We start from the raw sequence: 26,671 nt of genomic DNA, 5'->3' as shown, positions 1-26,671 counted from the left end.
TTCCGGCAGGCGCGGAACGCGGCGCGCGGTCTGGCCGCGGCACGGGGCGCGCGGTCTGGCCGCGGCACGGGCGACGGGCCGGGCGAACGCCTTGCGGCGCTCGCGGTCAGCCCGCCCAACCCCCTCGCAGATATCTCAGGCCGGCCCGCTCCCACGGGGCCGAACACATCAAACCGGCCCCAGCAAACGAGCCGGCGGAACTCTCGACCCTCTCCCACAGGGCCGGACAACTCGAGCCGCGGCCAGCTCCCACCGGGCCGGCGGCCGACACTCCGGGCTATCCCAGCCGGCGGTGGTCTTCGGCGATGCGCTTCAGCAGCGCCTGCAGTTCCTCCCCTCGCACCGCCAGCCTCTCGAGCCGCCCGAACAGCGCGAGGTACTCCCGCACGTCCAAGGGATCGGTGATGGTGGCGTTGCCGGTCAGCACGCTGACCGTCACCACTCGCTCGTCGTAGATGTGGAAGCCGTGCAGCGCGACGATGTTCGCGTCCACGGACCACGGCACGACGCCCAGGCGGACGTTCGGGCGGCGTTGCAGGGCGGCCAGGTGTTCCACCTGCTCTGCCATCAGGTCGGCCGAGCCCATCCGCCAGCGCAGGGCGCTTTCGGAGAGCACGAACACGAACTGCTTGGCCAGGTCGTCCATCCGGGCTCGGCGGGTGCGCAGGGCGGCTACCGCGGCCTCCTGCTCCGAATGCGGCATCGTCCCCAGCACGACCCGTAAGTAGGACTCGGACTGCAGCAGCGAGGGGACCAGGTTGACCTGGAAGAACCTCGAAGTGGCTGCCCTTGCCTCCACGCGGGTGATCGTCTGCTGGTGGCGGTGCGCTCCTCGGTGCAGCACGACGCGGCGGGTTTCCGCCTCCGCGTGCAGCGACCTGGCGAGTTCGACCAGTTCGATGCGCGTCTCTCTCGCGGCGGCCAGTTCCGCCACGAGACGCTCCACGTCCGTCACGGACGGGAGCAGCATGCCGTTCTCGATCTTCGACAGCTTTGACTGGCTCATCCCGGTGGCACGGGCGGTGGCCGTGCCGGTCATCTTCGCCTCGGTGCGCAACCGGCGTAGTTCACGCGAAAGCCGCTCTCTCGCTAATCGCGAACGCTCAGGTGCGGTCATGTTCGCACCGTAACCATTCGCGCACAGTGAGACGATCGGCCATAGGCGGGGACTTGACTCGCAGTTGACACCTCCAGGTGGGTGATCTCACCTACCTGGAATCGCTCTGTGCTGGTGTTACGTCTCGATCGACCGAAGAAATGCACCCGAAAGATGTAACCGAAAGCTATTCCTGGCCACGTGGAAACTCAGCGAATTGTCCGCACCGGACAAGGTGAGTGCTTTTTGTCACTCTTTTGTCCAACAATTAGTACGAGGTTCAATCACAGTGAGGTCGACTAAACGCCAGGTTTAGCGCGCAAAACCCCGAAAACAACAAGACCGCGACGACATCCCGAAGGACGCCATCGCGGTCGAGAGCGCGGAACGGTCAGACGGCCTTCCAGCCGTCGGCGAGGAGCTGCCGGGTCTCGCCCAGCAGCTGGGGCAGCACCTTGGTGTGCCCGATCACCGGCATGAAGTTCGCGTCCCCGCCCCACCGCGGCACCACGTGCTGGTGCAGGTGGGCGGCGATCCCGGCGCCGGCGACGACGCCCTGGTTCATGCCGATGTTGAACCCGTGCGGCGCCGCCACGTGCCGCCCGACCCGCATCGCCTTCTGCGTGAACGCGCCGAGCTCGGCGACCTCCGACGACGAGAGGTCGGTGTAGTCGGCCACGTGCCGGTACGGCAGCACCATCAGGTGGCCCGGGTTGTACGGGTACAGGTTCAGCAGCGCGAACACCTCGGCCCCGCGCGCGATGATCAGCCCGTCCTCGTCGGACAGCGAGACCACCCGGCAGAACGGGCAGCCTGCGGGCTCGTCACCCGCGGCCTTGCCCGCGCCCTGCACGTACGACAGGCGGTGCGGGGTCCACAGGCGCTGCAACGCGTCCGGGACCCCCACACCGTCCTGAGCGGAGTACTCAGGCGTCACGAGAGCAGTTCCGCCGTGGGCGAGGCGTTCTCGCGACGGCCGACCCACTCCACGATCTGCTCCACGGCCCGCTCCACCGGCACGCCGTTGATCTGCGTGCCGTCGCGGAACCGGAACGACACCGCGTTCGCCTCCACGTCCTTGGCGCCGGCCAGGAGCATGAACGGCACCTTCTGCATGGTGTGGTTGCGGATCTTCTTCTGCATGCGGTCGTCGGACGCGTCCACGTCGACCCGGATGCCCTTGCGGCGCAGCACGTCGCGCACCGCGAACAGGTGGTCGGCGTTCTCGGACGTGACCGGGATGCCCATGACCTGGACGGGAGCGAGCCACGCCGGGAACGCGCCCGCGTAGTGCTCGGTCATCACGCCGAAGAAGCGCTCCACCGAGCCGAACAGGGCGCGGTGGATCATGACCGGGCGCACGCGCGAGCCGTCAGGGCCGGTGTACTCCAGCTCGAAGCGCTCCGGCAGGTTGAAGTCCAGCTGGATGGTCGACATCTGCCAGGTGCGGCCGAGCGCGTCACGGCACTGCACGGAGATCTTCGGGCCGTAGAACGCGGCGCCACCGGGGTCGGGCACGAGCTCCAGGCCGGACTCCTGCGCGACGGACGCGAGCGTCTCGGTCGCCTCGTCCCAGATCTCGTCCGCGCCCACGTACTTCTCGGGGTTCTTGGTCGAGAGCTCCAGGTAGAAGTCGTCGAGGCCGTAGTCGCGCAGCAGGTCCAGCACGAACGTCAGCAGCGACTTCAGCTCGTCGCGGACCTGGTCGCGGGTGCAGAAGATGTGTGCGTCGTCCTGCGTCATGCCGCGCACGCGGGTCAGGCCGTGCACCACGCCCGACTTCTCGTACCGGTAGACGCCGCCGAACTCGAACATGCGCAACGGGAGCTCGCGGTACGAACGGCCGCGCGACTTGAAGATCAAGTCGTGGAACGGGCAGTTCATCGGCTTGAGGTAGTAGTCCTGGCCCGGCTTGCGGACGGTGCCGTCCTCGTTCAGCTCGGCGTCGAGGTGCATCGCCGGGTACATGCCGTCCTTGTACCAGTCGAGGTGGCCGGAGACCTCGAACAGGTTGCCCTTGGTGATGTGGGGCGAGTAGACGAACTCGTAGCCCTCTTCGGTGTGCCGCTGGCGGGAGTAGTCCTCCATCGCCTTGCGGATGATGCCGCCCTTGGGGTGGAACACCGCGAGGCCGGAGCCGATCTCGTCCGGGAACGAGAACAGGTCGAGCTCGACACCCAGCTTGCGGTGGTCGCGGCGCTCGGCCTCGGCGAGGCGCTCCAGGTACAGGTCCTGGGCCTCCTGCGACTCCCACGCGGTGCCGTAGATGCGCTGCAGCTGCGGGTTGTTCTCGTTGCCGCGCCAGTACGCGGCGGCCACGCGGGTGAGCTTGAACGCCGGGATGTGCTTGGTGGTCGGCACGTGCGGGCCGCGGCACAGGTCGGCCCAGACGAGGTCGCCGGAGCGCGGGTCGAGGTTGTCGTAGATCGTCAGCTCGCCGCCGCCGACCTCCATGATCTCGCTGGTGTCGACGTCGCTCTTGATGTCGACGAGCTCCAGCTTGAACGGCTCGGAGGCCAGCTCGGTCTTCGCGGCGTCGATCGACTCGACGACGCGGCGGGAGAACCGCTGCGAGGACTTGATGATCTGCTTCATGCGCTTCTCCAGCGCCTGCAGGTCCTCTGGCGTGAACGGCTTCTCGACCTGGAAGTCGTAGTAGAAGCCGTCCTTCACGGGCGGGCCGATGCCGAGCTTGGCCTCGGGGAACTGCTGCTGCACGGCCTGCGCCAGCACGTGCGCGGCGGAGTGGCGGATGACGCTGCGGCCGTCCTCGGTGTCGGCGGCGACGGCCTCGACCTCGACGTCGACCTGCGGGGTCCACGACAGGTCGCGCAGGTGGCCCTCGGCGTCCTTCACGACGACGATCGCGTCGGAACCCTTGCCCGGCAGACCGGCTTCGCGCACGGCCGTGCCCGCCGTCGTCCCAGCCGGAACCACCACGCGCGGCGGGTTCTGGGCGACTGCTGGGCGCGACTCGGACACGGTGACTCCTAGATCGAAGAAGATGGTGTGCGGATCAGATGTTATCGGTGCTCAAGATGGACATGACGATCGCGTCGTGGAAGACGCCGTCCCAGAGCAGGGCGTCGCGCAACCGGCCCTCCTCGCGGAAGCCCAGCTTCTTGTAGAGGTGGATGGCCCGCTCGTTGAAGTCGTACACCTCGAGGTCCACCCGGTGCAGGCCGCGCTCGTTGAACGCGTGGTCCAGCACGTGCCGCAGAGCGATCGTGCCGTAGCCCTTGCCGAACCCGTCCCACAGCGCGATCCGCACGCCGGCGGACCTGTTGTGCGGGTTGATCGTGAGCACGACCTCGCCGAGGAACCTCCCGTCCTCGGTGATGGCACGGGTGTAGCGGTCCGGGTCGTTCAGGGTCCGCTCGATGTAGGCCTCGTAGTCCGCCAGCTCGAACGTCGCGTGAGTACCGGTGAACCGGTTGACCTCGTCGTTCGCCGGTCCACCGGCGAGCATGGCCGGGGCGAACTCCTTGCGGAGCGGTACGAGTTCCATGCCCCGATTGAAGCCGGTCCACGCAACCGCTTTACCTACGCACACGCTTCTGAGTGGTTTTTCGGATGCGACGCGGCCACAGGGGCGAGCACCCTGGTCGTCATGCCCGACCTGGTCGTCAAGTGCCCCGTTCGCCTCACCGAGTCCAACCGGGACGATCTGCGCCTGCTGTACGCCGACCTGCGCGACCACTACACGCGCCGCGACGCCCGCAACGGCACGCGCACGGCCCTGCACTTCCTGTGGTCGGGCAAGCTCGACGACGAGCTGTTCGGCGCGACCTTCGCCGACCAGCGGCACGTTTTCGCTGGTACGAGGCCCGTCCTGAACTCCGCGCAAAGTCCGGGCGAGCTTCAGGAAACGAACAGGTGGCTGTCAGGCCCAGCTCAGCAGGGCGGCGCATCGTTGAGGACATGAGCGAGCAGGGACGGACGCCTCCGCCGCAGGAGCCGTCAGGAGACACACCGCGGGCCGCCCAGCCCGCACCGGACCAGGCAACCACCCCGCTGCCGGCCGACGCCACGGCCACGCCTGGCCAGCAGCCCGCAGCCGCGCCGGGCCAGCAGCCCACGTCGGCCGCGCCGGGCCAGCAACCAACACCGGCCGCAGCAGGCCAGCAGCCCACCGCACCGGGCCAGCAGCCCGCACCCGGCACGACCGGTCAGCCGGACCCGAGTCAGCCGGCCGCGACCGCCGCCGAACCACCTCCCGCCGCGGCCGGGTTCCCCTCGGCCCCACTGCCCCCGCGCCGGCCGGGCCGCGTGCGGAGAGTCGCCGGCCACCGGGCCACCCAGCTCGTCGCCGTCGGCCTCCTCGGCCTGGTGCTGGGCGGCGGCATCGTGGGTGCGGTGGCGGCCAACCGCGGCGACCACCGCGGCGGCCCCGGCCACGTGCGGATGTACGAGCGCGGCGAACGCGGCCCCGATCGCGGTGACTCCAACCGGGGCCCGGGCTTCGACCAGCGCGGCCCCTTCGGCGAGGGCCGGCCAGGCGACCGCTTCGAGCGGTGACCGACCGAGCGCACGGCACCGCGTCCTGCCGATCCCCGACGCCCGACGCGGGCCGTGCGCTCCCCAAAGCCAGGAACGCGCGTCACGGCCGGATTAGTCCCCCTCGTTCTGCCGTGACGTGCGTTCCGCCCAAAAGCACTAGTGGGGATGCGGTCCCAGCCGGATCGCGAGCAGCTGCCGCCGCACGACCTTGCCGGTCGCGTTGCGCGGCAGCTGCGGCACGACCACGACCTCACGCGGGACCTTGTGCCGCGCCAGCCTGGTCCGCACGAACTCGCGCAGCTCGCGCACGTCGATCCGCGTCCCCGCCACCGGCACCACGAACGCGCGCAACCGCTGCCCGTACTCGGCGTCGGGCACGCCGAGCACCGCCGCGTCGCGCACCCGGTAGTGCGTCATCAGCAGGTTCTCGACCTCGACGGGGTACACGTTCTCGCCGCCGGAGACGATCATGTCGTCCTCGCGGCCGTCGAAGTACAGCCGGCCGCTGGGGTCGAAGTGGCCCAGGTCGCCGGTCGACACGAGACCGTCGATGGAGTCCTTCTGCGTGCCGTCCGTGTAGAGGTCCACGGTCAACGAGCCGCGCACGTAGATGCGCCCGGTCACGAACGAACGCGTGATGCGGTTGCCCTCGTCGTCGTAGATCCGCACGAGGCAGTTGTGCGGCGGCAGGCCGACGCTGGACGGCGCGGCCGCGAGGTCCTCCGGCGTCGCGACGGTGGCGACGGCGACTTCCGTTGAGCCGTAGAGGTTGTAGAGCACGGGCCCGAGCACGGCCTGGGTGCGTTCGACGAGGTCCGGCGAGATCGGCGCGCCCGAGGAGAACACGACGTTCAGGTGCGACAGGTCGAACGACGCGAGCACGTGCCGGTCGAGCTCCATGATCCGTTGCAGCATCGTCGGCACCAGCACCAGCGTCGTGCACCGCTGGCCCTGCACCGACCACAGCGTCTTGCGCGGGTCGAACCGCCGGTGCAGCACCGCGCGCGACCCGAGCGACATCGCCAGGGTCAGGTGCGAGTAGCCGACCGAGTGGAAGATCGGCGCGGCGATGAACGTCGACTCGCCGGAGCGCATCGGGATGCGGTCGAGGAAGTCCGACGCCGTCAGCACCGACTTGATCTCGCGGGCCGTGCCCTTCGGCGTACCGGTCGTCCCGGACGTCAGCTGGATCACCACACCGGGTTCGCGCGGCGGCTCCAGCTCACCACGGGGCGCCTTGGCGACCAGCTGGTCCAGCGTCGGGGTGCGGCGGTCCAGCCCGTCGCGCGACCAGGCGAGCCAGCGCGGGATCGACGGCGGCAGCTGGTGGAACAGCGGCGTGAACTCCTCGTCGTGGATGACGAGCGACGCGCGTTCCCGTTGCAGCAGGTCCAGCACGACGGGGGCGGCGAAGCCGGTGTTGACCAGCAGCACCCGCACGCCGAGCTTCGCGCACGCCAGCAGCGACTCGACCATGCCGCGGTGGTTGCGGCACATCAACGCGACGATGTGCGTGTGCTGGACGCCCAGCGAACGCAGCCCCTGCGCGATCGCGTTGGAACGCCGGTCGAGCTGCCGGTACGTCACCGAACCGCGTTCGTCGACGATCGCGACGCCGTCCGGGTTCAGCCGGACGGAACGCCGGAGCGCCGTCACGTTCGGCCCCCAGATCTTGACCTCTCGCAACGCCTCCACGGACATCTTGATGTTCGTCAGGCTCACCATGCCCGCGGCGGAGAGAACACGGAGTGAGTGCACCCGGCCCATGGCGTCGCGAAACACCTTGCGCAACCCTGGCATCAACAGCTCCTCGCGCTGCAAGTCCCCCGAGGTATTCGGACGGTAACTGTCCGCAAGACCCAAGCCAAGCCTTGTTCCATGCGGAATTCGCATGACAACGGGACATTTGGACGTGTAAACGTTTACACGTCCTGTGTACCCGCAGGGGCAGCCTGCCACACTGCTGCGTTCGCGGGAGTCTGACCGGTCAGACCAGGAAGCCGCGCAACAACGACGCCGTCCCGTCGAGGTGTTCGGCCATCGCCTGCCTGGCCGTCGCCGGGTCTCCGTCCAAAATGGAAGCGATGATGCGCTCGTGCTGGGCGTTGGAGTGCGCGAGGTTCGGTTCGAGCAGCGGGATGTGGTCGAGCAGCTCGTTGGCCCGCATCCGGGACTCGGCGACGGCCGCGGTGAGCGCGGCGGACCCGGTGGCCTCGGCGATCGCGAGGTGCAGTCGCGAGTCCTTGCGGCGATATTCGGCGAGCGTTGAAGTGGACGCTTCTTCCAGGCGAGCGCGCAACCCCCTGCGTTCGGCCGGTCCCAGCGCCCTTCCGGCGGCCGTCTCCGCCGCGCCGGTCTCCAGCACGCGGCGCAGCGTCAGCACGTCGTGCAGGTCGCCGAAGTCCTTGCCGGGTGCGGACTTCGGCAGCACCTCGTTGACGAACGTGCCGCCGTAGCGCCCCCTTCGGGACTCTACGTAATGGTTCTCCTGCAACGACCTGATGGCCTCGCGCACGGTCACCCGGCTCACGCCGAGCCGGGTGGCCAGGTCTCGTTCGGACGGCAGCCGCTCCCCCGGCGCGACGACGCCGAGCCGGATGGACTGCATGAGCCGTTCGACGGTCTCCTCGAACGCGTTGCCCGCCCGCACGGGGCGGAACAACGCGTCCTGCGCGTGCTCCATCATCTTCTACAGCGGTGTCACGTACGCGCCGGCGATGCCGCCGTCCACGAGGAAGTTCGACGCGGTCATGAACGACGCGTCGTCGGAGGCCAGAAACGCGACCGCTGCGGCGATTTCCTCAGGTTCGGCGAACCTACCGAGCGGTACGTGGACGAGCCGCCGTGCCGCGCGCTCCGGGTCCTTCGCGAACAGTTCCTGCAACAGCGGGGTGTTCACCGGGCCGGGAGACAAGGCGTTGACGCGGATGCCCTCGCGCGCGAACTGCACACCGAGCTCACGCGACATGGCGAGCACGCCGCCCTTCGAGGCGGTGTAGGAGATCTGCGACGTCGCCGCGCCCATCGTCGCCACGAACGACGCCGTGTTGATGATGGATCCCTTGCCGTTGGCCTGCATGTGCGGGATGGCGTACTTGCAACACAAATAAACCGACGTGAGGTTCACCTTCTGCACGCGGTCCCACGCCTCGATGCCCGTCGTCAGGATCGAGTCGTCGTCGGGCGGCGAGATACCGGCGTTGTTGAACGCGATGTCCAGCTTGCCGTAAGTGTCCACAGTGGTCTGGAAGAGGGCTTTGACCTGTTCCTCGTCGGTCACGTCGACCTGGACGAACAGCCCGCCGACCTCGTCCGCGGCCGCCTTGCCGCTCGTCGGGTCCAGGTCCGCGATGACGACCTTCGCGCCCTCGCTCGCGAACCGGCGCGCGGTCGCGAGTCCGATCCCGCTGCCGCCACCCGTCACGACGGCCACGCGGCCCTCGAGTCGCTGCACCATCTCTTGTTCTCCTCAGATTTGCCGGATCAGGTAGCGATGAAGACGTTCTTGACTTCGGTGAACGCGTCGAGCGCGTCGGGTCCGAGCTCACGGCCGAGCCCCGACTGCTTCACGCCGCCGAACGGGGTCCAGTAGCGGACGGACGAATGCGAGTTCACCGACAGGTTCCCGGCCTCGACGGCGCGGGACACCCGGATCGCGCGGCCGACGTCGTTCGTCCAGATCGACCCGGACAGGCCGTACTCGGAGTCGTTCGCGATCCTGATCGCGTCGGCCTCGTCGGTGAACGGCAGCACCACAACGACCGGGCCGAAGATCTCCTCGGTGACCGTCACGTGGTCGGCGGGCGGCGTGAGAACCGTCGGCGGGAACCAGAAGCCAGGTCCGTCCGGCGACGATCCGCGGAACGCGACGTGGGTGTCGTCTGGGACGTAAGACGCGACCTTGTCGAGGTGCGTCGCGGTGATGAGCGGCCCCATCTCGGTGGCCTCGTCGCCGGGCTCGCCGACCCTGACGCCCTTGACCGCGGGCTCCAGCAGTTCCATGAACCGGTCGTAGACGCCGGCCTGCACGAGGATCCGCGACCGGGCGCAGCAGTCCTGCCCGGCGTTGTCGAACACCCCGTACGGCGCGGTGGCGGCGGCCTTCTCCAGGTCCGAGTCGGCGAAGACGATGTTCGCGGACTTGCCGCCGAGCTCCAGCGTCACCCGCTTCACCTGGCTCGCGCAGCCCGCCATGATCTGCTTGCCGACCTCGGTCGAGCCGGTGAAGACGACCTTGCGCACCAACGGATGCGTCACGAACCGGTTGCCGACGACGCTGCCCTTGCCCGGCAGCACCTGGAAGACGCCCTCCGGGATGCCCGCCTCCAGCGCCAGTTCGGCGAGCCTGATCGCGGTCAGCGGCGTCACCTCGGCGGGCTTCAGCACGACCGTGTTGCCGGCGGCCAGCGCCGGGGCGAAACCCCAGCCGGCGATGGGCATCGGGAAGTTCCACGGCACGATGACGCCGACGACGCCGAGCGGTTCGTGGAACGTCACGTCGAGGCCGCCCGCGACCGGGATCTGCTTGCCGAACTGGCGTTCCGGCGCGGCCGAGTAGTACTGCAGGACGTCGCGGACGTTGCCCGCCTCCCACCGCGCGTTGCCGATGGTGTGGCCGGAGTTCTCGACCTCCAGCAACGCCAGTTCCTCGACGTGCGCGTCCACGACCTCGGCGAACCCGCGCAGCAGCCGCGCGCGATCGCCGGGGGCCACGTGCCGCCAGGTCTCGAACGCCTTCTGCGCGCGGCCGATCGCCGCGTCGGTGTCGCCGAGCGTGGTGTGCGGCACGGACCGCACGACCTTCTCGGTAGCCGGGTTGATGACGTCAAAGGTCACGCTTTTCTCCTTGCCACGTCGACAAGTGCGTCGAACAGCCTCAGGTCCTCGATGTCCTGCTCCGGGTGCGACTGCACGCCGACGACGAACCGCGCGCCCTCCAGCTCGACGGCCTCGACCGTGCCGTCGGGAGCCTGCGCGGTGACGCGGAGCCCGTCCGCGACCCGGTCCAGCGACTGGTGGTGATGGCACTGAACGGTCGTTCGATCGCCGAGAATGCCGTGCAGCACCGTGTCCGGCGCGACGGTGATCTCGGTGTGCCCGAACACGCCCGGCGCCTCGTTGTGGCCCTCGATGTGCTGGTGCAGCGTGCCGCCGAGCGCCACGTTGAGCACCTGCATGCCCCGGCACACGCCGAGCACCGGCAGGTCGAGCTTCAGCGCGGCCTCGACGAGCGCGAGCTCGGCGTCGTCGCGGTCGCGGCTCGGCGGGCCGGTGCGTTCGTGCTTCTCGGCCCCGTAGGCGGCGGGGTCGATGTCCGCGCCGCCCGCGATCACCAGGCCGTCGAGGAACCCGATCGTCTCGGCGTTCCAGGTGCCGACCGGCGGCAGCATGACGGGGTTGCCGCCCGCCCTGACCACGCAGTCGAGGTAGCCGCGGTAGAGCACCGCCGCTTCCACGTCCCAGAGCCCGAAGCGCGTGCGCTCCAGGTAGGTGCTGATGCCGATGAGTGGCTTAGAGGCGCTCAAAACCGCGTACCTTCTCCCAGTCCGTGACGGCCGCCTCGAACGCGTCCAGCTCGACCTCGGCCGCGTTCAGGTAGTGGGCGACGACGTCCTCGCCGAACGCGTCGCGCGCGATCTTGCTGCCCGCCAGCAGTGATGCCGCCTCCTTCAACGTCGTGGGCACGGTCGGCCGGTCGGACGCGTAGGCGTTGCCCACGAACTCGTCCTCCAGCTCCAGCTTCTGCTCCACGCCGTGCAGACCGGCCGCGATCAGCGCCGCCACCGCGAGGTACGGGTTCACGTCACCGCCGGGTACCCGGTTCTCGAACCTCAAAGACTGCCCGTGGCCGACGACCCGCAGCGCGCACGTGCGGTTGTCCCGCCCCCACGCGACGGCGGTCGGCGCGAACGAGCCCGCCACGAAACGCTTGTAGGAGTTGATGTTCGGGGCCAGGAAGTAGGTGAGCTCGCGCAGCCCGGCCAGCTGCCCTGCCAGGAAGTGCTTCATCAGCTCGGACATGCCGTGGCCCTCGGCGAAGACCGGCTCGCCCTCCTTGGAGCGCAGGGAGAGGTGGATGTGGCAGGAGTTGCCCTCGCGTTCGTTGTACTTCGCCATGAACGTGAGCGCCTTGCCCTGCTGGGCCGCGATCTCCTTGGAGCCGTTCTTGTAGATGGCGTGCTGGTCGCACGTGCGCAACGCCGTCGTGTACTTGAACGCGATCTCGTGCTGGCCGGGGTTGCACTCGCCCTTGGCCGACTCGACGGTCAGGCCCGCACCCGTCATGCCGTTGCGGATGGCGCGCAGCAACGGTTCCACGCGCGCGGTGCCGAGCAAGGAGTAGTCGACGTTGTACTGGTTGGACGGCGTGAGGTTGCGGTAGCCGGCGTTCCAAGCCTGCTCGTAGCTGTCGTCGAAGAGGATGAACTCCAGTTCGGTGCCGACGTAGCAGTCCAGGCCCAGCGCTTCGAGCCGGTCGAGCTGCCTGCGCAGGATCTGGCGCGGCGACGCGACGACCGGGTCGCCGTTCTCCCAGACGACGTCGCACATGACGAGCGCGGTGCCCTCCTGCCACGGCACGCGCCGCAGGGTGTCCACGTCCGGCTTCATCACGAAGTCGCCGTACCCGCGTTCCCAGCTCGACATCTCGAACCCGCTGACGGGGTTCATCTCGACGTCGACGGCCATCAGGTAGTTGCAGCCCTCCGCGGAGTGCCCGAGGACGTCGTCGAGGAAGTACCGCGCGGCACAACGCTTGCCCTGCAGGCGTCCCTGCATGTCCACGATCGCGACCAGGACGGTGTCGATCTCACCGGCGTCCACGGCCTCGCGCAACTCCTCGACGGTCAGCATCTCCGCGTTCCTCCAAAGGTATGTCTGCGAGCCATTGGCGGCACCATCTTGACACCGCCGGGTGACGAGCGCCACCCTCGACCACCGTCTAAAGGACTGGACGGAGTCCAATTGAGGAGGACGCCGATGAGTCACGAAGCAGACAGTCCCCCCACCCCCTCACGGTCAGCCGACGAGCAGCGGCTGCACGAGCTCGGCTACGCGCAGGAGCTCTCCCGGACGATGTCCGGCTTCTCCAACTTCGCGGTGTCGTTCACGATCATCTCGATCCTCTCCGGCTGCCTGACGCTGTACGGCTTCGGCATGAACACCGGTGGCCCCGCGATGATCGTGTGGGGCTGGCCGTTCGTCGGTCTGATGACGCTGCTCGTCGGCCTCGCGATGGCGGAGGTCTGCTCCAGCTTCCCGACCGCGGGCGGGCTGTACTACTGGGCGGCGAAGCTCGCACCGAGCAACGGCGCCGCGTGGTCGTGGTTCACCGGCTGGTTCAACTTCCTCGGCCAGGTCGCGGTGACCGCGGGCATCGACTTCGGCGCGGCGTTCTTCATCAACGCGTTCCTCGACCTCCAGTTCGGCTTCGCGGCCACTCCCCCGCACACGATCCTGATCTTCGGCATCGTCCTCGTGCTGCACGGGTTGCTCAACACGTTCGGCGTCAAGCTCGTCTCGCTGCTCAACGACATCAGCGTGTGGTGGCACATCGTCGGCGTGCTCGTGATCGTCGGCGCCCTGGTGATCGTGCCGTCGGAGCACCAGTCCGCCTCGTTCGTCTTCACCCACTTCGTCAACAACACCGGCTGGTCGTCCGCGTTCTACGTCGGCATGCTCGGGCTTCTGCTGGCGCAGTACACCTTCACCGGCTACGACGCCTCGGCGCACATGACCGAGGAGACGCACGACGCGGCCCGCAGCGGACCGCGTGGCATCGTGATGTCGATCGTGGTGTCGCTCATCGCTGGCTGGGTGCTGCTGGTGGGCATCACGTTCGCGATCCGCGACTACGACGGCGCCATCGCGAGCTCGACGGGCGTGCCCCCGGCGCAGATCTTCATCGACGCGCTCGGCGTGACCGGCGGCAAGCTGTTGCTGCTGATCGCGATCGGCGCGCAGCTGTTCTGCGGCATGTCCTCGGTCACCGCGAACTCGCGGATGATCTACGCCTTCTCGCGTGACGGCGCACTGCCGGCGTCCCGCGTGTGGCACAAGATCAACAAGCGCACCCGGACACCCACCAACGCGATCTGGCTCGCGGCCGGTGGCGCGTTCGTGCTCGGCCTGCCGTACCTGTGGAACGCGACGGCGTACGCGGCGGTCACGTCGATCGCGGTGATCGGCCTCTACATCGCGTACGTGCTGCCGACCCTGTTGCGACTGCTGCAGGGCGAGCGGTTCCAGCGCGGGCCGTGGCACCTGGGCAAGTGGAGCAGGCCCATCGGGATCGTCGCGGTGACGTGGGTCGTGTTCATCACGATCCTGTTCATGCTGCCGCAGGCCAGTCCGGTGACGGCGAAGACGTTCAACTACACGCCGATCGCCGTGCTCGTCGTCCTCGGGTTCGCGGGCATCTGGTGGCTCGTGTCCGCGCGGAAGTGGTTCACCGGCCCGAAGGTCCAGGGCACGCCGGAGGAACTGGCCGCGATCGAGAAGGAGCTCGACTCGATCTGAGTACTGTCGGGAGAATGCCAAGAGCGTTGATCCTCGGCGGCACGGGCCTCATCGGCCGTGCCGCCGCCCGGCGTCTGCGGTCGTCCGGGTGGACGGTGGACGCGGTCGGCAGCGAGGTGGACCGGGCCGATCCGGAGGCGTTGGCCTCCGCGATGGGCGATGGCGCCGACCTGCTGGTCGACTGCCTCTGCTACTCGGCGGCGGACGCGCGGACGTTGCTGCCGTTGGCGCGCAAGGCCCGTTCCGTCGTGATGATCTCGGCCAAGGCCGTGTACGTCGACTCGCGCGGCCGGCACGCGAACTCGGAGGAGGCACCGCGCTTCGACGGCCCGGTGACCGAGGACCAGCCGACCCTGGCGCCGCTCGACTCGGACCCGTTCACCCGCTTCGGCTACGGCCCGAACAAGGTGGCGGCGGAACGGACGCTGCTCGACAGCGGCCTCCCGGTCACCGTGCTGCGACCGTCCAAAGTGCACGGTCCGGGCAACCGGCGGCCGCTGGAGTCCTACTTCGTCGACCGGATCCTCGACGGCCACAAGGTGGTCGTGCTGGCGGCCCGCGGCGAGGGCGTCGACCACCCGACCGCCGCCGCGAACCTGGCCGCGTTGATCGAGACGGCCGCCGACGCTCCCGGCGCGCGGGTGCTGAACGCCGCCGACCCGGACGCGCCGAACGGCCTGGAGATCTCGCGGATCATCGCGCGCTCCCTCGGTCACCGGTGGCACGAGATCCTGCTCGACCACTCGGAGGCGGGCCTGCACCCGTGGCGCCGGGGGTTCGTGCTGGACACGTCTGCCGCGCTGGCGCTGGGTTACCGGCCGGTCGGCGACTACGAGGCGACCGTGCAGGAGACGCTCCGCGACCTCGTTTCGAAGTGAATGCGAACGTGGCTGATCTCCGAGTAAAGAAGGCTGCCTCCTGAGCGCACTACTCAGGTGACATCACTTCGCGATCAAGGAGCAGCAACATGCCCCGTGATGCTGAAGCAGCATCAACCGCCGAAGCCGGAGGCCGCCGTGCCTGACGACGCTTCGGCGGACCACCTCCTGACCTACTCGGGAAGGGGAAAGAGCTCGATGTTGTTCCGGCTGGTCGAAGAACTGCGCTATGTACCTTCCCGAACCACGATTGTCGTCGACTACGCGGCGTGGCTCTGCGCCCAATACGATCTGCCCACCACCGACGAGCCGTCGCCCGCCGAGGACTTCACCGCGTTCAAGCGCGCAGTTCGGGATCCCTTGGTCCGCGTGGTGGTCAAGCAGGTCCTCGGTTGCCGCCGCGCCCAAGCCGAAGAAGCAGTCGATGCGGCGATCACGATCGTCTGGCAGCGCGCCAGCCAGAACGACGAGATCTCAAACCCGCGTGCCTACGTCATCAGGGTTGCCATCAGGCTCGTCCTGAAAGCTGTCCAGGCCGAACGCCGACTCCGTTCGTCTGACAACGTCGCGGACGCCGAAGACGTCAACTCGGCGCAGAGCCTGCAAGCGGCGGAGCTCCGAGCTGACTTGAAGCGGGCCATGGCCTCCATGCCCCCACGGATGCGGGCGATCCTCACCCAGCACCTCCTGGGGAATAGCTATCAGGAGATCGCCGCCTTCTTCAAGATCAGCCCCGGCACCGTCGCAGCCCAGCTGAACAAGGCGCGGGCGAGGCTGCGCTTGGCACTCCACGGATGGGAGCAGAGGTGACCATGCGCGACGAGACCTACGAACGACTGCTCGACTTCCTGGCAACCGACGACGAGTTGGCAGCCGGCCTGGACGAGGACCTGGTCGACTCGATGGTCGCCGAGACGGCCTCTCTGCTCAGCGACCTCCGAGTGGCCGCGGACGATCTCGCGGGAGCGGCCGCGTGGCGTCAGGTCGCCGTGGACTCGGGCGATCCGGTGCCTTCCGGCTCACTCGACGGTTCCCCGGAACTGTGCTTCGACCTGCCCTTCGAGGACGAGCACCACCTCGGGTCGAGCAGCTCATGGCAGGATCGGGCGGGTGAGTGACATTCAGCGTGTAGGAGTCGTCGGTTCCGGCCTCATGGGGTCCGGAATCGCCGAGGTGAGCGCTCGTGCCGGTCTCGACGTCATCGTCGTCGAGGTCAACGCGGGCGCGGCCGAGGCGGCGCAGGGGCGGATCGCCACCTCGCTCGCCAGGGGCGTCAAGTCGGGCAAGCTCAGCGAGGAGGACCGCGACGGCGCCCTGGCGCGCATCCGGTTCACGACCGACATCGGCGACTTCGCCGACCGCCAGTTCGTGGTCGAGGCCGTCGCCGAGAACGAGCAGGTCAAGACCGAGGTCTTCACCGCCCTCGACAAGGTCGTGAAGGACGAGGACGCCATCTTCGCGTCCAACACGTCGTCCATCCCGATCATGAAGCTCGGCATGGCCACGGGCAGGCCCGAACACGTCATCGGCGTGCACTTCTTCAACCCGGTGCCCGTGCTGAAGCTGGTCGAGATCGTGCCGTCGCTGCTGACCGGCGCCGCCACCCAGGACCGCGCGGAGACGTTCGTGCGCGGCGTGCTGGGCAAGGAGGTCATCCGCTCGCAGGACCGCGCCGGCTTCGTGGTCAACGCGCTGCTGATCCCGTACCTGCTCTCCTCGATCCGCATGCTGGAGTCCGGTTTCGCCTCGGCCGACGACATCGACAACGGCATGGTGCTCGGCTGCGCGCACCCGATGGGCCCGCTGCGCCTCACCGACCTGATCGGCCTCGACACCACCAAGGCCATCGCCGAGTCGATGTACGACGAGTTCAAGGAGCCGCTCTTCTCCCCGCCGCCGCTGCTGCTGCGCATGGTGGACGCGGGCCTGCTCGGCAAGAAGTCGGGCCGCGGCTTCCACGACTACGCCAAGTAGCTCCAAGCAGAAGGCCCGCTCCCCGGAGCGGGCCTTCTGCTTGTATTGATCACATGACCGGGGTCCTGAACGACTACGACAAGCCGACCGCATGACCGAGTCCTGGACGCACGACGACAACCCGGTCACCGACATCGCGGAACTGCTGCGCGCGCGAATCGCCGCCGGTCACCTCGAAACGTGGCTCACCAGCGAGTCCGGCCGCTCCCTCGCCTTCGTCACCAACACCGAAAGCGCCATGCTCATGCTGCTGAACGGCGAGGGCGACCCAGGCGAGCACGCCACCACCCCGGACGCGCACCACGTCAGCGACCGCTAGACCGCGGCCAGCCGGTTCATCGAGTGCTGGATCAACGCCACCAGCACGGCCTTGGACGACTCGCGGTCCCGCGCGTCGCACAGCACCACCGGGATCGCCTCGTCCAGGTCGAGGGCGTGCCGCACCTCGTCCACCGTGTACATCTGCGACCCGTCGAAGCAGTTCACGGCGACGATGAACGGGATCCCGCGGTGCTCGAAGAAGTCGATCGAGGGGAACGACGAGTCCAGCCGGCGGGTGTCGACGAGCACCACGGCACCGATCGCGCCGGTCGCCAGTTCGTCCCACATGAACCAGAACCGGTTCTGGCCCGGCGTGCCGAACAGGTACAGCACCACCTTGGTGTTGATGGTGATGCGCCCGAAGTCCAGGGCGACGGTGGTGGTGTCCTTGCCCTCGATGCCGGCGAGGTCGTCGACGTGCACACCGGCCTCGGTGAGCAGTTCCTCGGTGCGCAGCGGCGGGATCTCGGACACCGACGCGACCATGGTGGTCTTGCCGGTGCCGAACCCGCCCGCGATGACGATCTTGACCGCGGTCGGCACGGTCAGCTGGTCGTCAGATCCCACGAACACCATCCAGTACGGCCTGCAGGAGATTCCGGTCGGGAACCTTGGGGGAGGAGTTCTGCACGAGCACGTCGCCCCGTTCGATGAGGTCCGACAGCAGGACCTTCACCACGACGAGCGGCACGTCGAGGTAGGCGGCGACCTCGGCGACCGAGAGCGGGCGTGCGCACAGGGCCATGATCTCGCGATGTTCGACCGTCAGCGACGTCTGGTCGGACGCAAACGCGGACGAGCGGACCTGCGTGACGAGGTGGAGGTCAGGCGCGTTCGGCCGAGTGCGGCCGCGCACCATCGCGTAAGGCCGCACCAACGGTCCCGCGGCCTCGTCGTACCACCAGTCGTCGCGCCCGGTCATCAGCGCGACTCACGCGCCGAAGGCACGGTCGCGGTCTCCGCGCGAGGGGCCGACGACAGGTACGTGCCGACGCGCTTGACCAGCATGTTCATCTCGTAGGCGATCATGCCCATGTCCGCGTCCTCCTCACCCAGCACGGCCAGGCAGGCTCCGTGGCCGGCGGCGGTCACGAACAAGTATGCGTGCTCCATCTCCACGATGGTCTGCCGGACGGCGCCACCACCGAAATGGCGGCCGGTCCCCCGTGCGAGCGACTGGAACGCGGACGCCATCGCGGACAGGTGTTCCGAGTCGTCGCGGGACAGTCCGGCCGAGCGGCCGAGCAGGAGTCCGTCCGCCGACAGCACGACCGCGTGGCGGGCTCCGACCACGCGCTGGATCAGGTCCTCCAGCAACCAGTTCAGTTCGCCGTGCTGGGCTGCGTTGTTCATGACGAGGGGGCTCCTTCTGATCTCCAGTCGTCGGTCAGCCGAGCGTCCCGGGTACCGCGCTGGAACGCGGCGAATCCGTCCCGGGTCCGCTCCGCCGACCGTTCGCCGGTCACCGGCTCGGCGTGCGGCGGCTCCTCCGAGGGCTGCATGAGCTGCGGCGCGAGGCTCTGCCGCTTCTTCCTGCGGGGAAGGGGTGCCTTCCCGTCCTGGGCCGGAGGGGCCGCGGGGGTCCTGTCGTCCACCGATGCTGCGGGCACGGCCGTGGGCGCGATTGTGTTCACGTCAGGGTCTACGAGCGCGTGCAGGCCCGCGTTCACGGCTTCCAGCACTTCGGGATTCACCTTCACCGGAAGGCTCGGGTGGTCCTCGACGTGGCCGTGGTGCTGGTCGTGGAACGACCGCACCGGCATCTGGGTGGTCTCGGTGATGTCGCCCGCCTTGCTGTGCGGGGCGACGATGTTCGGCGGCAGCACGCACAACGCGACCGTGCCGCCGTACGGCGAGTCGCGCAGCTCCACCTTGATGCCCCGCCGTGCGGCGAGCCTCGCGACGACGAACAGGCCGAGGCGGGACTCGCCCCGGAACGCCATCGTCTCGAAGTCGGGCGGGTTGGAGAGCTTGGCGTTGGCCTGGAGCCGTTCCTCCTGGGTCAGCCCGAGACCGTGGTCCTCGATCTCGATCACCAGGCCGTGCGGCGCCGAGCTGGAGTGGATGACGACCTCGGAGCGCGGCGACGAGAACGCCGTCGCGTTGTCGACGAGCTCCGCGAGCAGGTGGATGGTGTCGGCGACCGCCACGCCCACCAGTGCGCGGTCGGGCACCGGGTTGACCCGCACCCGGACGTACTGCTCGGTCTCGGCCACGGCGGAGCGGATCACGTCGCTCAGGCGCACCGGCTTGCGCCACTGCCTGCCCGGCTGCTCCCCCGCGAGGATGATCAGGTTCTCCGCGTTGCGGCGGGCGCGGGTCGCCAGGTGGTCGAGCTGGAAGAGCGAGTCGAGCTGCTCGGGGTGTTCCTCTTCGCGTTCGAGCTTGTCGAGGATCTTGAGCTGGCGGTGCACGAGGCCCTGGTTGCGGTGCGCGATGTCGAGGAACACCCGGTTCACGCCCTCGCGTGCCTGCGTCTCCTTCACCGCGGCCGCGACGGCCGTGTACTGGGCGGCGTTGAACGCGTCGGCGACCTGGCCGATCTCGTCGTTGCCGTAGTCGAGCGGCGGCATGTCGCGGTGCACGTCGACCTGCTCGCCGCCGCGCAGCCGGGCGACGATGTGCGGCAGCCGTTCCTGCGCGAGCCGGAGCGTGTCCTCCCGCAGCGACGCCAGGCGGGTGACCAGGGCGCGCGACACCAGGCGGTTCGAGATGCGCAACGCCAGCACGATGCCGACGACGACCGCGAGCAACGCGATCAGGCTGCCGATGAGCACCGCGGCGACCCGGCTGTCGGCCTTGTCGAGGCCGAGGTCGGCGGCGTTGCGGGCCTGCGTGACGGCGAGCCCGACGAGGTTGTCGTGCACCGGCGCGGCCACCCCGCGCCACTGCGGGTCGGTGACGCCCTGCTCACCGTTGACGATCTTGCCCTCGAGGTCGACCAGCGTCCGGTACTCGGTGCTGCCGCGCAGCCCGTCGTACTGCGCGCGCGGCTGCTCCAGTGCGAACGGGATCGTGGCGTCGAGGCTGCCGTGGTACGCGCCGGACAGCCGGGCGAACTCGACCCGCTCGGCCGGGGTGAAGCTGCCGTTGAGCAGCCCGCGCGAACCGATCGTGGCGGCACGGGACAGCCAGTCGGAGGCCTGGAAGATCGTGACGGCCTGGACGTTGGCCTGGCTCGCCTCCGAGTCGGGCACGAGGCGCGCCTGCCGGGCCAGCAGCGCGACGCCCGAGTCGAGGAGGCTGTTGTAGTAGTCGTAGACCGCCTGCGGGTTCGCCGACCCGGACGTGACGTTCTTCCGCTGCTGCGGCAGCTCGTCCAGGACGGAGTTGAGCGCGCTGATCCGGTCGGTGGTGTCCTGCGGAGCGCTGTCCGCGAGCTCCGCGAACGCCTCCCGCATCTTGCGCACCGCCTCGTCGGTGACGGCGTGCTGGCGGCCGAGTCCGCCCGCGTCGACGCCGGCGGCCTTGCTGAGGACCTCGAGGCTCAGCTGACGTTCCTTCTGCAGCCCCGCGAGCGCCTCGACGGACGGGATCGCCGCGCCCTTGACGCCGGCCGCGACCGACCGCATGTAGAAACCGTCGAAAAGGGTGTAAGAGGAGAAAACGGCCCACATGACCAGCAGCACCACGCTGGGAACGACCACGACACCGGCCAGCCGGGACCGAATGGTCCGGTAGTTGGTCGGTGTGTAACCGCTCTTCTCGTTCACAGCGCTCTCACGGTCTCCGGTTGCCCACGGCTAGCGCTGCGGGTTACTCAAGTAACTCCTTCGGCTGTAATTAGGTTACGGCGGGGGATCTTCGTTACCCAATGACAGCGATCACACGCAGTATGCGTGGGCAGGCTACCCAGTCGAGTGACTGGAGCAACACCCGGTACGGGGGTTCTTGCCCCTGGAGAACCCCCGTACGGGCTAGTTCTGTCGCTGCGGTTCTAGGGCCTCTCGACCGCTACGACGGTGTAGGTCGTCTCCGGCGTCGGCGGCGTGTTGAACCGGGCATTCGGCAGGTAGAGGCGCTTGCCGAACGCGGCGACCGTCGTCGGCACGTCGAACCGCGCGTCCGTGCGTTCCGCCGCGAGGGTCGCGCCGTCCCGTCCCAGCGTGTAGCGCGCGACTTTGTTGAGGCGGTTTTGCACCACGTACAACTGCCGCCCCTCACGCAACAGACCGTCACCATTGGTGAGTGTTTGACCGTTCAAATTGATCTCGGTGGATTTGCCGCTCCGAGGATCGATCCTGAACAGCTTTCCGGTGTTGCTCTGCACGACGATCAGACCGCCGTCCAGACCCGTGACGATGCCGTTGAGGTTGGTCGCGCCCGGCGTCACCACGAGATCGCCCGTGAGCGGCAGGGTCCTGTGCGGCTTGAGGCTCAGCGGCACCTCGTAGAGCACCGCCTTGCGCGAGTCGGTGAACCACGCCGACTTCTCGGTCAGCACCACGTCGTTGACGAACGTGTCGGCCGTGGCGAACTGGAACGTGGCCAGCAACTTGCCGGACCGCGTGTCGTAGACCCGTGCGTCGCCACCGACACCACCGGCAACCCACAGCCGTTTGCGCTCATCGACCTTCATGCCGAGCGACGGCGTGCCGGGCCCCTTGGCCAGCACCTTGCCCGTGCCGGTGCGCAGGTCGGCCGCGTAGATCGACCCGTCGGCCCGCGACCCGAAGAACGCCGTGGTGCCGCTGATCGCGATGCCTTCGGGCTGCCACCCGTTGGGCAGGGAGAACTCGGTCGGAAAGTGCTTGGACGCGCCTGCGGTGGCCGGCGCGGCAGCGGTGAGCGTGACGCCCAGAACCGCCGCGAACAGGACACCGAATCTGCGGTACATGCCGCTCCTCCTCGGATTGGGGTGCGCCCCAGATCCTTCTCCTGATCGGCGGCGAACAGGAGTTTTCTCAGGAATCCGACATCTCCACAGGTCAGCGGCGGGCCCGTCTCAGATCTCGGCGGCGGCCTCCGCGATGAGCTCCAGCGACTCCCCCTCCCCGAGCGCGAGCTGGCGCAGCCGGGCGAACCGCTGCGCGAACCGCTCGCACAACGCCGGGTCCTCCACGTACTCGCCTTTGAGCACCGACTCGAAGTACACGACGTCGCTGTGCTGGCGGTGCGGGAACCCGAGCAACGTGAACGGCGACCCCATCGCCGGGTACGCCCCCGCCGCGCGCGGCACGATCCGCAGGCTCACCGACGCCTGCTCGCTCACCTCCATCAGGTGCAGCAGCTGCGCCTTCATCACCCGCGGCCCGCCGACGACCTGCCGCAGCACCGCCTCGGGGAACACCGCCTCCACCTCCAGCGGATCCCTGTCGCGCCGCCGGGCGGACCACGACTCGCGCACGCGGGCGAGCGCCCCGTCCCGGTCGAGGTCGTCCACCCGCGTCACCGCGTTCGCGTAGTCGCCGAGCTGGAAGATGGCCGGCACGAGGTCGAGCGTGAACACGCGCAACGACGTCGCCTCGAACACCAGGTTCGCGAAGTCCGCGGCCGGGTCGAACAGCTGGGGGCGGCGCGGCCCAGACCGCTCGCGCTCGGCCTGCTGGGCCTGCAACACCACGGCCTGCCACGCCTCGGCCGGCACGCGGTACACGTACCCCAGCGCCATGATGTCCACGGGCGCCGACGGCTGCACCGCGTTCTCCATGGTCGACAGTTTCGCGCTGCTGAACCCCACGCGCATGCCCGCCTCGGTGAGGCTGAACCCGCGCTCATTGCGCCATGTGGCCAGGCTGCGACCAATCGCGCGCTCGAGCGTGGTCGCACGGAAATCCTTCGGCATGAGCCGGAGATTAGACGAATTGCGGAGGGGTTCAGGGTGAGACCCATGTGGACAACCGTTCAGACCCCCCATTCGGGTCTTCGGCGCCTCACCTGCTGTTTTAGAGCACCGCAAAGGTCGTTCACGACTTATGGGACGTGCCATCATCATCAACACGTCACACCGGCAGAAGGACACACACGAGCGCTATAGAAAAAGCGGATATTGATTCGACGCCAACCTGAGACACCAGATCGGCTCTGACGACTCAACGGCGCGCTAATGTAAAACGACCTGTCCCGGTTGCCGCCAGGACAGGTCGTGGGTGAAGCACTGGCTAGTTGAGTACTGCTGGCGTCGATCCCCACTTCATGGAGTCCGTGCCGCACTCAGGGACGAGTGCACGGACGGCGGGCTCGCCCGCCTGCTCGGTAGCCGCAGCGTTCGCCTGCGTGCTACCGAGTACTCCAGCGGCCACTGCCGCTCCTAGTAGAGCGCTGCTGAGCAGCGCGCGCTTGTGCATGGCCGCGATCTTGCACCAAGCCCAAGGAGACCTTCGTCACCGGGGTAGCGCAGAGCGACCGCCACCCATCGGAGCAACCGGTTCGGCCAACCATCTCGACCCGATCGTCGGGTGTCCAGGTCGCCACGCCGCCGAACACCCACGTTCGGTAGACGATCCGCCGGAAGGGTGAAGTTATTCCAGCAGGCCGGTCTCGAACCAGGCGCCGCTGCCCTCCACCCGTGACGAGGGCAGCACCGGGCCGCTCTGCGCCACGTGCTCGTCGAGCTGCGCCGCCACCGACCGGGCGCGGTCGTCCCCGATGTCGCGGAACGCCCGGTAGGCCTGTTCGAGGTGCTCGATGGACGTGTCGTGCTCGCCCGCCTTCCACGCCAGCTGGCCGAGCAGGTCGTGCGCCCGCGCCTCCAGCTCGCGGTCGAGGCCGGTGCAGAGCTCCAGCGCGTCGGTCGCGTAGGTCAGGGCGAGCGCGGGGTCGTCGTTGTCCCTGGCTATGAGGCCGAGCAGGATCATCGCGGCGGCGCGGCCGGGCTGGTGGTGGGCCTGGGTGTACCGAGCGAGGGCCTCGTGGCAGTTGGTGCGCGCGGAGAAGTCGTCGCCGCTCTCCCTCGCGAGCCACGACAGCTCGACCAGGGAGTCCGCCTCGCCCTTGTAGTCGCCGGTGCGTTGCCGGATCAGGCGCCCCTGCACCAGGTGGACGGCCGCTTCCTCGAGCCTGCCTCCCACGCGGCAGGCGGCGCCCATGCGGTGCAGGATTCCGCTCCGGGTGTCCTCGAACCCCTCGGCGAGCGCGAGGGCCTCCTGGTACAGCTCGAGGGCGCGCGGGACGTTGCTCGCGCCGCGCAGGCAGTCGGCCTTGTTGCGCAGCAGCACGGCGAGCGTCTCGGGGTCGTCGCGGTCGCCGAAGACCCGTTGGGCGCGTTCGAGGAGCCGTTCCGCGGCCGCGTAGTCGTGCCGCTCGATGAAGAAGTGCGCCAGGTTCGAGTTGGTGTCCGTCTCCGCGTGGACGTCGCCGTTGATCCGCGCCGCCTCGGCTCCCGCGGTCATCACCGCGACGACCTCCTCGTAGTGGCCGTAGCGCGCGAACAGCTCCCCCGCGCCGTTCGCGATCCGCCACACGTAACCCGGCTGCGGTGAGCCGCGCAGGACGCCGACGATGCTCGCCTTGTCCTTCGCGATCCACCGCGCGACGTCGTCCTCGCCGGCGAACTCCTCCGGGTGCACGCCGTCGGGCAGCGGCAGCATCGGCACCTCGTCGCGGTAGCCGAACACGAGGCGGTCCGCGTTGTTGACCGTGTGCAGGTACCAGCTCATCAGCCGGACGGCCGCCGCTTCCCGCTCCTGCTCCGGCTCGTCCTGCGCCAGGCGGTCGGCCGCGTACTCGCGCAGCAGGTCGTGCGTCCGGTAGCGGCCGCCGTCGACGGTGTCCACGAGCCGCTTCCACACCAGCTCGTCGGCCAGCACGCGGGCCTGGTCGACCGGCAGCCCGGCCAGTGCCGCGACGACGGGCAGCGGGACCTCGTGCGACGGGTGCAGCCCGAACAACCGGAAGAGGCGCGCCTGCGCCGGGTTCAGCGCGCGGTAGGAGAGTTCGAACTGGACGCGGATGCCGTTGTCCTGCAACGACAACAGCGTCCTGCCGTCGGACAGCATCGGCACCAGGTCGGCCAGCGACCTGTCCGGCTGCGCGGCGATCTGCTCCGCCATCAGCCGCATCACCAACGGCATGCCGCCGGCGCGGGTCGCGAGGTGCGCCACGACGTCCGGTGCCACGACGGCGCGATCGCCGAGCAGGGTCGTCAGCAGGCGGGCGATCTCCTCGTTGCCCAGCGGCAGCACGGTGAACGCCCGCGCCCGGTGCCGCAGCACGAGGTCGCTCATCCGCGCCCGGCTCGCGACGAGCACGACGCTCGTCGACAACGCGGGCAGGAGCGGTTCCACGCCCGTGACGTCGTCCAGCACGACGAGCATGCGGCGCGGCGCCAGCTCCTCGCGCAGCCGGGCGACGCGCGCGGGCATCGACTGGATGGGTTCGATCGGCACGCCGAGCGCGACGAGCAGATCCGCGACCACCTCACCGCCGTCCACGTGGGAGGCGAACCAGTAGCCGTCCGGAAAACGTCGTTGGACCCGATGTGCCCAATGCACGGCGAGAGCCGTCTTGCCCATTCCCGGCTGACCGTCGAGAGTGATCAGTCGCGGCGCGCTTCCCGGCGCCACGAGGGAGTCCAGCTCCGCCAACAGGTCCTCACGTCCGACGAACACGTCGACGTCGTGCGGCAAATAACGCGGCCCGGCGGATCTGGTCGCATTGGACTGTTCGTGGCGGATCCGCAACCGTTCGTGCAACGAGTTCAGTTCCGCCTCGGAACCGTCACCGATCTCCGTCACGATCCGGCGCCGGATCCGCACCAGATAGCTCAACGCCTCCTGCGCCCGGCGAAGTCCGTACAACGCGGTCAGCCGGTGCTTCGCGAGCAGGATTTCCAGATCGTGTTCCGGCGGGATTTCGTCCAGGTGGTCGAGCATGCGCGCGTATTCGCCGAGCTTGCCGAGACCGTAGAGCAACGCGTGCGACGCGCTCAGGTAGTAGCTGCGGACCAGGTGCTCGCGCCGGCGTGCGGCGAGTTCGCCCTCCAGGTCGGCCAGCGGCTCGTCGCCCCACAGCTCCAGGGCCTGTTCCACCAGCTCGCAGGCCGCCTGGTGGTCGGTGCCGCCGATGGCGCGGGCCCGGTACACGAGCTTGCGGAAGACGTGCAGGTCGATCAGCGACGGGTCGATCTCGAGCCGGTACGAGCGGTCCTCGTTGCGCAGCGCGAACCGCACACCCGTGCGCTGCAATGCGGCGCGGACACTCGTAATGGCCGTCTGCACGGTCGAGTGCAGATTGGCCGGGCGGCGATCCGCCCACACCCATTCCGCGATGGTGTTCACCGAAATCGCGTTGCCCGCGTTCAGCAACAGGACCGCGAGCACCGCGCGGGCCTTCGGTTTTCCCCAGTCCGCGACGAACTCGCCGTCGACGCGCACGCGCGTCCGGCCGAGGATCCTGAATGCGATCTCCACCGGCGCCACCCCTCCCCCGGGCGCACTGCTCCCGC

At 68.8% G+C, this 26,671-nt stretch carries 25 protein-coding genes; 8 read left to right on the top strand and 17 right to left on the bottom strand.

Annotation, left to right across the window (positions count from 1 at the left end; all coding sequences use genetic code 11):
* Positions 1-277: 277 nt before the first annotated feature.
* The 4 genes from ACQEU1_RS40755 to ACQEU1_RS40740 form a co-directional block, all read right to left on the bottom strand.
* Positions 278-1,117 carry a helix-turn-helix domain-containing protein gene (locus ACQEU1_RS40755; RefSeq protein ID WP_382442948.1) on the bottom strand — a complete coding sequence of 280 codons (840 nt, stop codon included), beginning with the start codon at positions 1,115-1,117 and terminating at the stop codon, positions 278-280.
* Between the two features lie 370 nt (positions 1,118-1,487).
* Positions 1,488-2,033: an HIT family protein gene (locus tag ACQEU1_RS40750; protein ID WP_433214715.1), complete on the bottom strand. Its 546-nt coding sequence runs from the start codon at positions 2,031-2,033 to the stop codon at positions 1,488-1,490.
* Positions 2,030-4,036 (bottom strand): threonine--tRNA ligase, encoded by a 2,007-nt coding sequence (thrS, locus tag ACQEU1_RS40745; RefSeq protein ID WP_433217033.1) that lies wholly within the window; start codon positions 4,034-4,036, stop codon positions 2,030-2,032. Before thrS ends, ACQEU1_RS40750 begins: the two co-directional genes overlap by 4 nt.
* A gap of 76 nt (positions 4,037-4,112) precedes the next feature.
* Positions 4,113-4,604 (bottom strand): GNAT family N-acetyltransferase, encoded by a 492-nt coding sequence (locus ACQEU1_RS40740; protein ID WP_433214712.1) that lies wholly within the window; start codon positions 4,602-4,604, stop codon positions 4,113-4,115.
* 102 nt (positions 4,605-4,706) lie between these two features.
* Between ACQEU1_RS40740 and ACQEU1_RS40735 the strand changes: the two genes are divergently transcribed.
* Positions 4,707-5,021: a hypothetical protein gene (locus ACQEU1_RS40735; RefSeq protein WP_433214709.1), complete on the top strand. Its 315-nt coding sequence runs from the start codon at positions 4,707-4,709 to the stop codon at positions 5,019-5,021.
* Positions 5,018-5,614 carry a hypothetical protein gene (locus ACQEU1_RS40730; RefSeq protein ID WP_433214706.1) on the top strand — a complete coding sequence of 199 codons (597 nt, stop codon included), beginning with the start codon at positions 5,018-5,020 and terminating at the stop codon, positions 5,612-5,614. Before ACQEU1_RS40735 ends, ACQEU1_RS40730 begins: the two co-directional genes overlap by 4 nt.
* A 138-nt stretch (positions 5,615-5,752) precedes the next feature.
* Here the strand turns inward: ACQEU1_RS40730 and ACQEU1_RS40725 are convergent, their stop codons facing one another.
* The 6 genes from ACQEU1_RS40725 to ACQEU1_RS40700 form a co-directional block, all read right to left on the bottom strand.
* Positions 5,753-7,396 (bottom strand): AMP-binding protein, encoded by a 1,644-nt coding sequence (locus ACQEU1_RS40725; protein WP_433214703.1) that lies wholly within the window; start codon positions 7,394-7,396, stop codon positions 5,753-5,755.
* A 187-nt stretch (positions 7,397-7,583) separates the two neighbouring features.
* A complete protein-coding gene (locus ACQEU1_RS40720; protein WP_433214700.1) occupies positions 7,584-8,282 on the bottom strand; it encodes a FadR/GntR family transcriptional regulator in 699 nt (232 codons plus the stop codon).
* Between the two features lie 3 nt (positions 8,283-8,285).
* The gene (locus ACQEU1_RS40715; protein WP_382442955.1) at positions 8,286-9,053 is read right to left on the bottom strand and encodes a 3-oxoacyl-ACP reductase; all 768 of its coding nucleotides are present in this window, start codon (positions 9,051-9,053) and stop codon (positions 8,286-8,288) included.
* Positions 9,054-9,079: 26 nt separating this feature from the next.
* Positions 9,080-10,432 carry an aldehyde dehydrogenase family protein gene (locus ACQEU1_RS40710; protein ID WP_433214697.1) on the bottom strand — a complete coding sequence of 451 codons (1,353 nt, stop codon included), beginning with the start codon at positions 10,430-10,432 and terminating at the stop codon, positions 9,080-9,082.
* Positions 10,429-11,121, bottom strand: a complete 693-nt coding sequence (locus ACQEU1_RS40705; protein WP_433214694.1) for a gamma-glutamyl-gamma-aminobutyrate hydrolase family protein — start codon at positions 11,119-11,121, stop codon at positions 10,429-10,431. Before ACQEU1_RS40705 ends, ACQEU1_RS40710 begins: the two co-directional genes overlap by 4 nt.
* Positions 11,108-12,448, bottom strand: a complete 1,341-nt coding sequence (locus tag ACQEU1_RS40700) for a glutamine synthetase family protein (protein ID WP_433214691.1) — start codon at positions 12,446-12,448, stop codon at positions 11,108-11,110. Before ACQEU1_RS40700 ends, ACQEU1_RS40705 begins: the two co-directional genes overlap by 14 nt.
* A gap of 126 nt (positions 12,449-12,574) precedes the next feature.
* Here ACQEU1_RS40700 and ACQEU1_RS40695 point away from each other — a divergent pair, with 126 nt between their 5' ends.
* The 6 genes from ACQEU1_RS40695 to ACQEU1_RS40670 all read left to right on the top strand — a co-directional run bounded on the left by ACQEU1_RS40695 (position 12,575) and on the right by ACQEU1_RS40670 (position 17,284).
* Positions 12,575-14,113, top strand: coding sequence for an amino acid permease (locus ACQEU1_RS40695; protein WP_433214688.1), 1,539 nt, complete (start codon positions 12,575-12,577; stop codon positions 14,111-14,113).
* A 14-nt stretch (positions 14,114-14,127) separates the two neighbouring features.
* Complete coding sequence (locus tag ACQEU1_RS40690) at positions 14,128-14,991, top strand: NAD-dependent epimerase/dehydratase family protein (RefSeq protein WP_433214685.1); 864 nt, start codon at positions 14,128-14,130, stop codon at positions 14,989-14,991.
* Positions 14,992-15,090: 99 nt separating this feature from the next.
* Complete coding sequence (locus ACQEU1_RS40685) at positions 15,091-15,801, top strand: RNA polymerase sigma factor (RefSeq protein WP_433217030.1); 711 nt, start codon at positions 15,091-15,093, stop codon at positions 15,799-15,801.
* Complete coding sequence (locus ACQEU1_RS40680) at positions 15,798-16,109, top strand: hypothetical protein (protein ID WP_433214682.1); 312 nt, start codon at positions 15,798-15,800, stop codon at positions 16,107-16,109. Before ACQEU1_RS40685 ends, ACQEU1_RS40680 begins: the two co-directional genes overlap by 4 nt.
* Positions 16,102-16,965, top strand: coding sequence for a 3-hydroxybutyryl-CoA dehydrogenase (locus ACQEU1_RS40675; RefSeq protein WP_433214679.1), 864 nt, complete (start codon positions 16,102-16,104; stop codon positions 16,963-16,965). Before ACQEU1_RS40680 ends, ACQEU1_RS40675 begins: the two co-directional genes overlap by 8 nt.
* A gap of 91 nt (positions 16,966-17,056) precedes the next feature.
* A complete protein-coding gene (locus ACQEU1_RS40670; protein ID WP_433214676.1) occupies positions 17,057-17,284 on the top strand; it encodes a hypothetical protein in 228 nt (75 codons plus the stop codon).
* On the opposite strand, the gene ACQEU1_RS40665 is transcribed toward ACQEU1_RS40670, so the two are convergent.
* The 7 genes from ACQEU1_RS40665 to ACQEU1_RS40635 form a co-directional block, all read right to left on the bottom strand.
* The gene (locus ACQEU1_RS40665; protein WP_394617450.1) at positions 17,281-17,862 is read right to left on the bottom strand and encodes a GTP-binding protein; all 582 of its coding nucleotides are present in this window, start codon (positions 17,860-17,862) and stop codon (positions 17,281-17,283) included. The two genes, ACQEU1_RS40670 and ACQEU1_RS40665, sit on opposite strands and share 4 nt — an antisense overlap.
* Complete coding sequence (locus ACQEU1_RS40660; RefSeq protein ID WP_433214672.1) at positions 17,843-18,208, bottom strand: DUF742 domain-containing protein; 366 nt, start codon at positions 18,206-18,208, stop codon at positions 17,843-17,845. Before ACQEU1_RS40660 ends, ACQEU1_RS40665 begins: the two co-directional genes overlap by 20 nt.
* The gene (locus tag ACQEU1_RS40655; protein WP_382442966.1) at positions 18,208-18,639 is read right to left on the bottom strand and encodes a roadblock/LC7 domain-containing protein; all 432 of its coding nucleotides are present in this window, start codon (positions 18,637-18,639) and stop codon (positions 18,208-18,210) included. The genes ACQEU1_RS40660 and ACQEU1_RS40655 overlap by 1 nt, the downstream gene beginning before the upstream one ends.
* Positions 18,636-20,999, bottom strand: a complete 2,364-nt coding sequence (locus ACQEU1_RS40650) for a nitrate- and nitrite sensing domain-containing protein (RefSeq protein WP_433214669.1) — start codon at positions 20,997-20,999, stop codon at positions 18,636-18,638. Before ACQEU1_RS40650 ends, ACQEU1_RS40655 begins: the two co-directional genes overlap by 4 nt.
* A gap of 224 nt (positions 21,000-21,223) precedes the next feature.
* Positions 21,224-22,123, bottom strand: a complete 900-nt coding sequence (locus ACQEU1_RS40645; RefSeq protein ID WP_433214666.1) for a superoxide dismutase — start codon at positions 22,121-22,123, stop codon at positions 21,224-21,226.
* 108 nt (positions 22,124-22,231) lie between these two features.
* A complete protein-coding gene (locus ACQEU1_RS40640; RefSeq protein ID WP_433214664.1) occupies positions 22,232-23,071 on the bottom strand; it encodes a helix-turn-helix domain-containing protein in 840 nt (279 codons plus the stop codon).
* A gap of 676 nt (positions 23,072-23,747) precedes the next feature.
* A complete protein-coding gene (locus ACQEU1_RS40635; RefSeq protein ID WP_433214661.1) occupies positions 23,748-26,636 on the bottom strand; it encodes an AfsR/SARP family transcriptional regulator in 2,889 nt (962 codons plus the stop codon).
* Positions 26,637-26,671: the final 35 nt, after the last annotated feature.

This window comes from Lentzea sp. CA-135723, assembly GCF_050936595.1.
In the GTDB taxonomy this organism is placed as follows: Bacteria; Actinomycetota; Actinomycetes; order Mycobacteriales; family Pseudonocardiaceae; genus Lentzea.
Note: the sequence above shows the minus strand (reverse complement) of the source record. Positions and strands in the feature narration are given on the sequence as shown.

Excerpts from the sequence above, each read along its gene's own strand:
- ACQEU1_RS40725 (WP_433214703.1), bottom strand. The coding sequence starts at position 7,396 with ATGCCAGGGTTGCGCAAGGTGTTTCGCGACGCCATGGGCCGGGTGCAC.
- ACQEU1_RS40740 (WP_433214712.1), bottom strand. The coding sequence starts at position 4,604 with ATGGAACTCGTACCGCTCCGCAAGGAGTTCGCCCCGGCCATGCTCGCC.
- ACQEU1_RS40700 (WP_433214691.1), bottom strand. The coding sequence starts at position 12,448 with ATGCTGACCGTCGAGGAGTTGCGCGAGGCCGTGGACGCCGGTGAGATC.
- ACQEU1_RS40735 (WP_433214709.1), top strand. The coding sequence starts at position 4,707 with ATGCCCGACCTGGTCGTCAAGTGCCCCGTTCGCCTCACCGAGTCCAAC.
- ACQEU1_RS40660 (WP_433214672.1), bottom strand. The coding sequence starts at position 18,208 with ATGACCGGGCGCGACGACTGGTGGTACGACGAGGCCGCGGGACCGTTG.
- ACQEU1_RS40715 (WP_382442955.1), bottom strand. The coding sequence starts at position 9,053 with ATGGTGCAGCGACTCGAGGGCCGCGTGGCCGTCGTGACGGGTGGCGGC.
- ACQEU1_RS40640 (WP_433214664.1), bottom strand. The coding sequence starts at position 23,071 with ATGCCGAAGGATTTCCGTGCGACCACGCTCGAGCGCGCGATTGGTCGC.
- ACQEU1_RS40645 (WP_433214666.1), bottom strand. The coding sequence starts at position 22,123 with ATGTACCGCAGATTCGGTGTCCTGTTCGCGGCGGTTCTGGGCGTCACG.
- ACQEU1_RS40685 (WP_433217030.1), top strand. The coding sequence starts at position 15,091 with ATGCTGAAGCAGCATCAACCGCCGAAGCCGGAGGCCGCCGTGCCTGAC.
- ACQEU1_RS40690 (WP_433214685.1), top strand. The coding sequence starts at position 14,128 with ATGCCAAGAGCGTTGATCCTCGGCGGCACGGGCCTCATCGGCCGTGCC.
- ACQEU1_RS40655 (WP_382442966.1), bottom strand. The coding sequence starts at position 18,639 with ATGAACAACGCAGCCCAGCACGGCGAACTGAACTGGTTGCTGGAGGAC.
- ACQEU1_RS40755 (WP_382442948.1), bottom strand. The coding sequence starts at position 1,117 with ATGACCGCACCTGAGCGTTCGCGATTAGCGAGAGAGCGGCTTTCGCGT.
- ACQEU1_RS40730 (WP_433214706.1), top strand. The coding sequence starts at position 5,018 with ATGAGCGAGCAGGGACGGACGCCTCCGCCGCAGGAGCCGTCAGGAGAC.
- ACQEU1_RS40670 (WP_433214676.1), top strand. The coding sequence starts at position 17,057 with ATGACCGAGTCCTGGACGCACGACGACAACCCGGTCACCGACATCGCG.
- ACQEU1_RS40695 (WP_433214688.1), top strand. The coding sequence starts at position 12,575 with ATGAGTCACGAAGCAGACAGTCCCCCCACCCCCTCACGGTCAGCCGAC.
- ACQEU1_RS40665 (WP_394617450.1), bottom strand. The coding sequence starts at position 17,862 with ATGGTGTTCGTGGGATCTGACGACCAGCTGACCGTGCCGACCGCGGTC.
- ACQEU1_RS40720 (WP_433214700.1), bottom strand. The coding sequence starts at position 8,282 with ATGATGGAGCACGCGCAGGACGCGTTGTTCCGCCCCGTGCGGGCGGGC.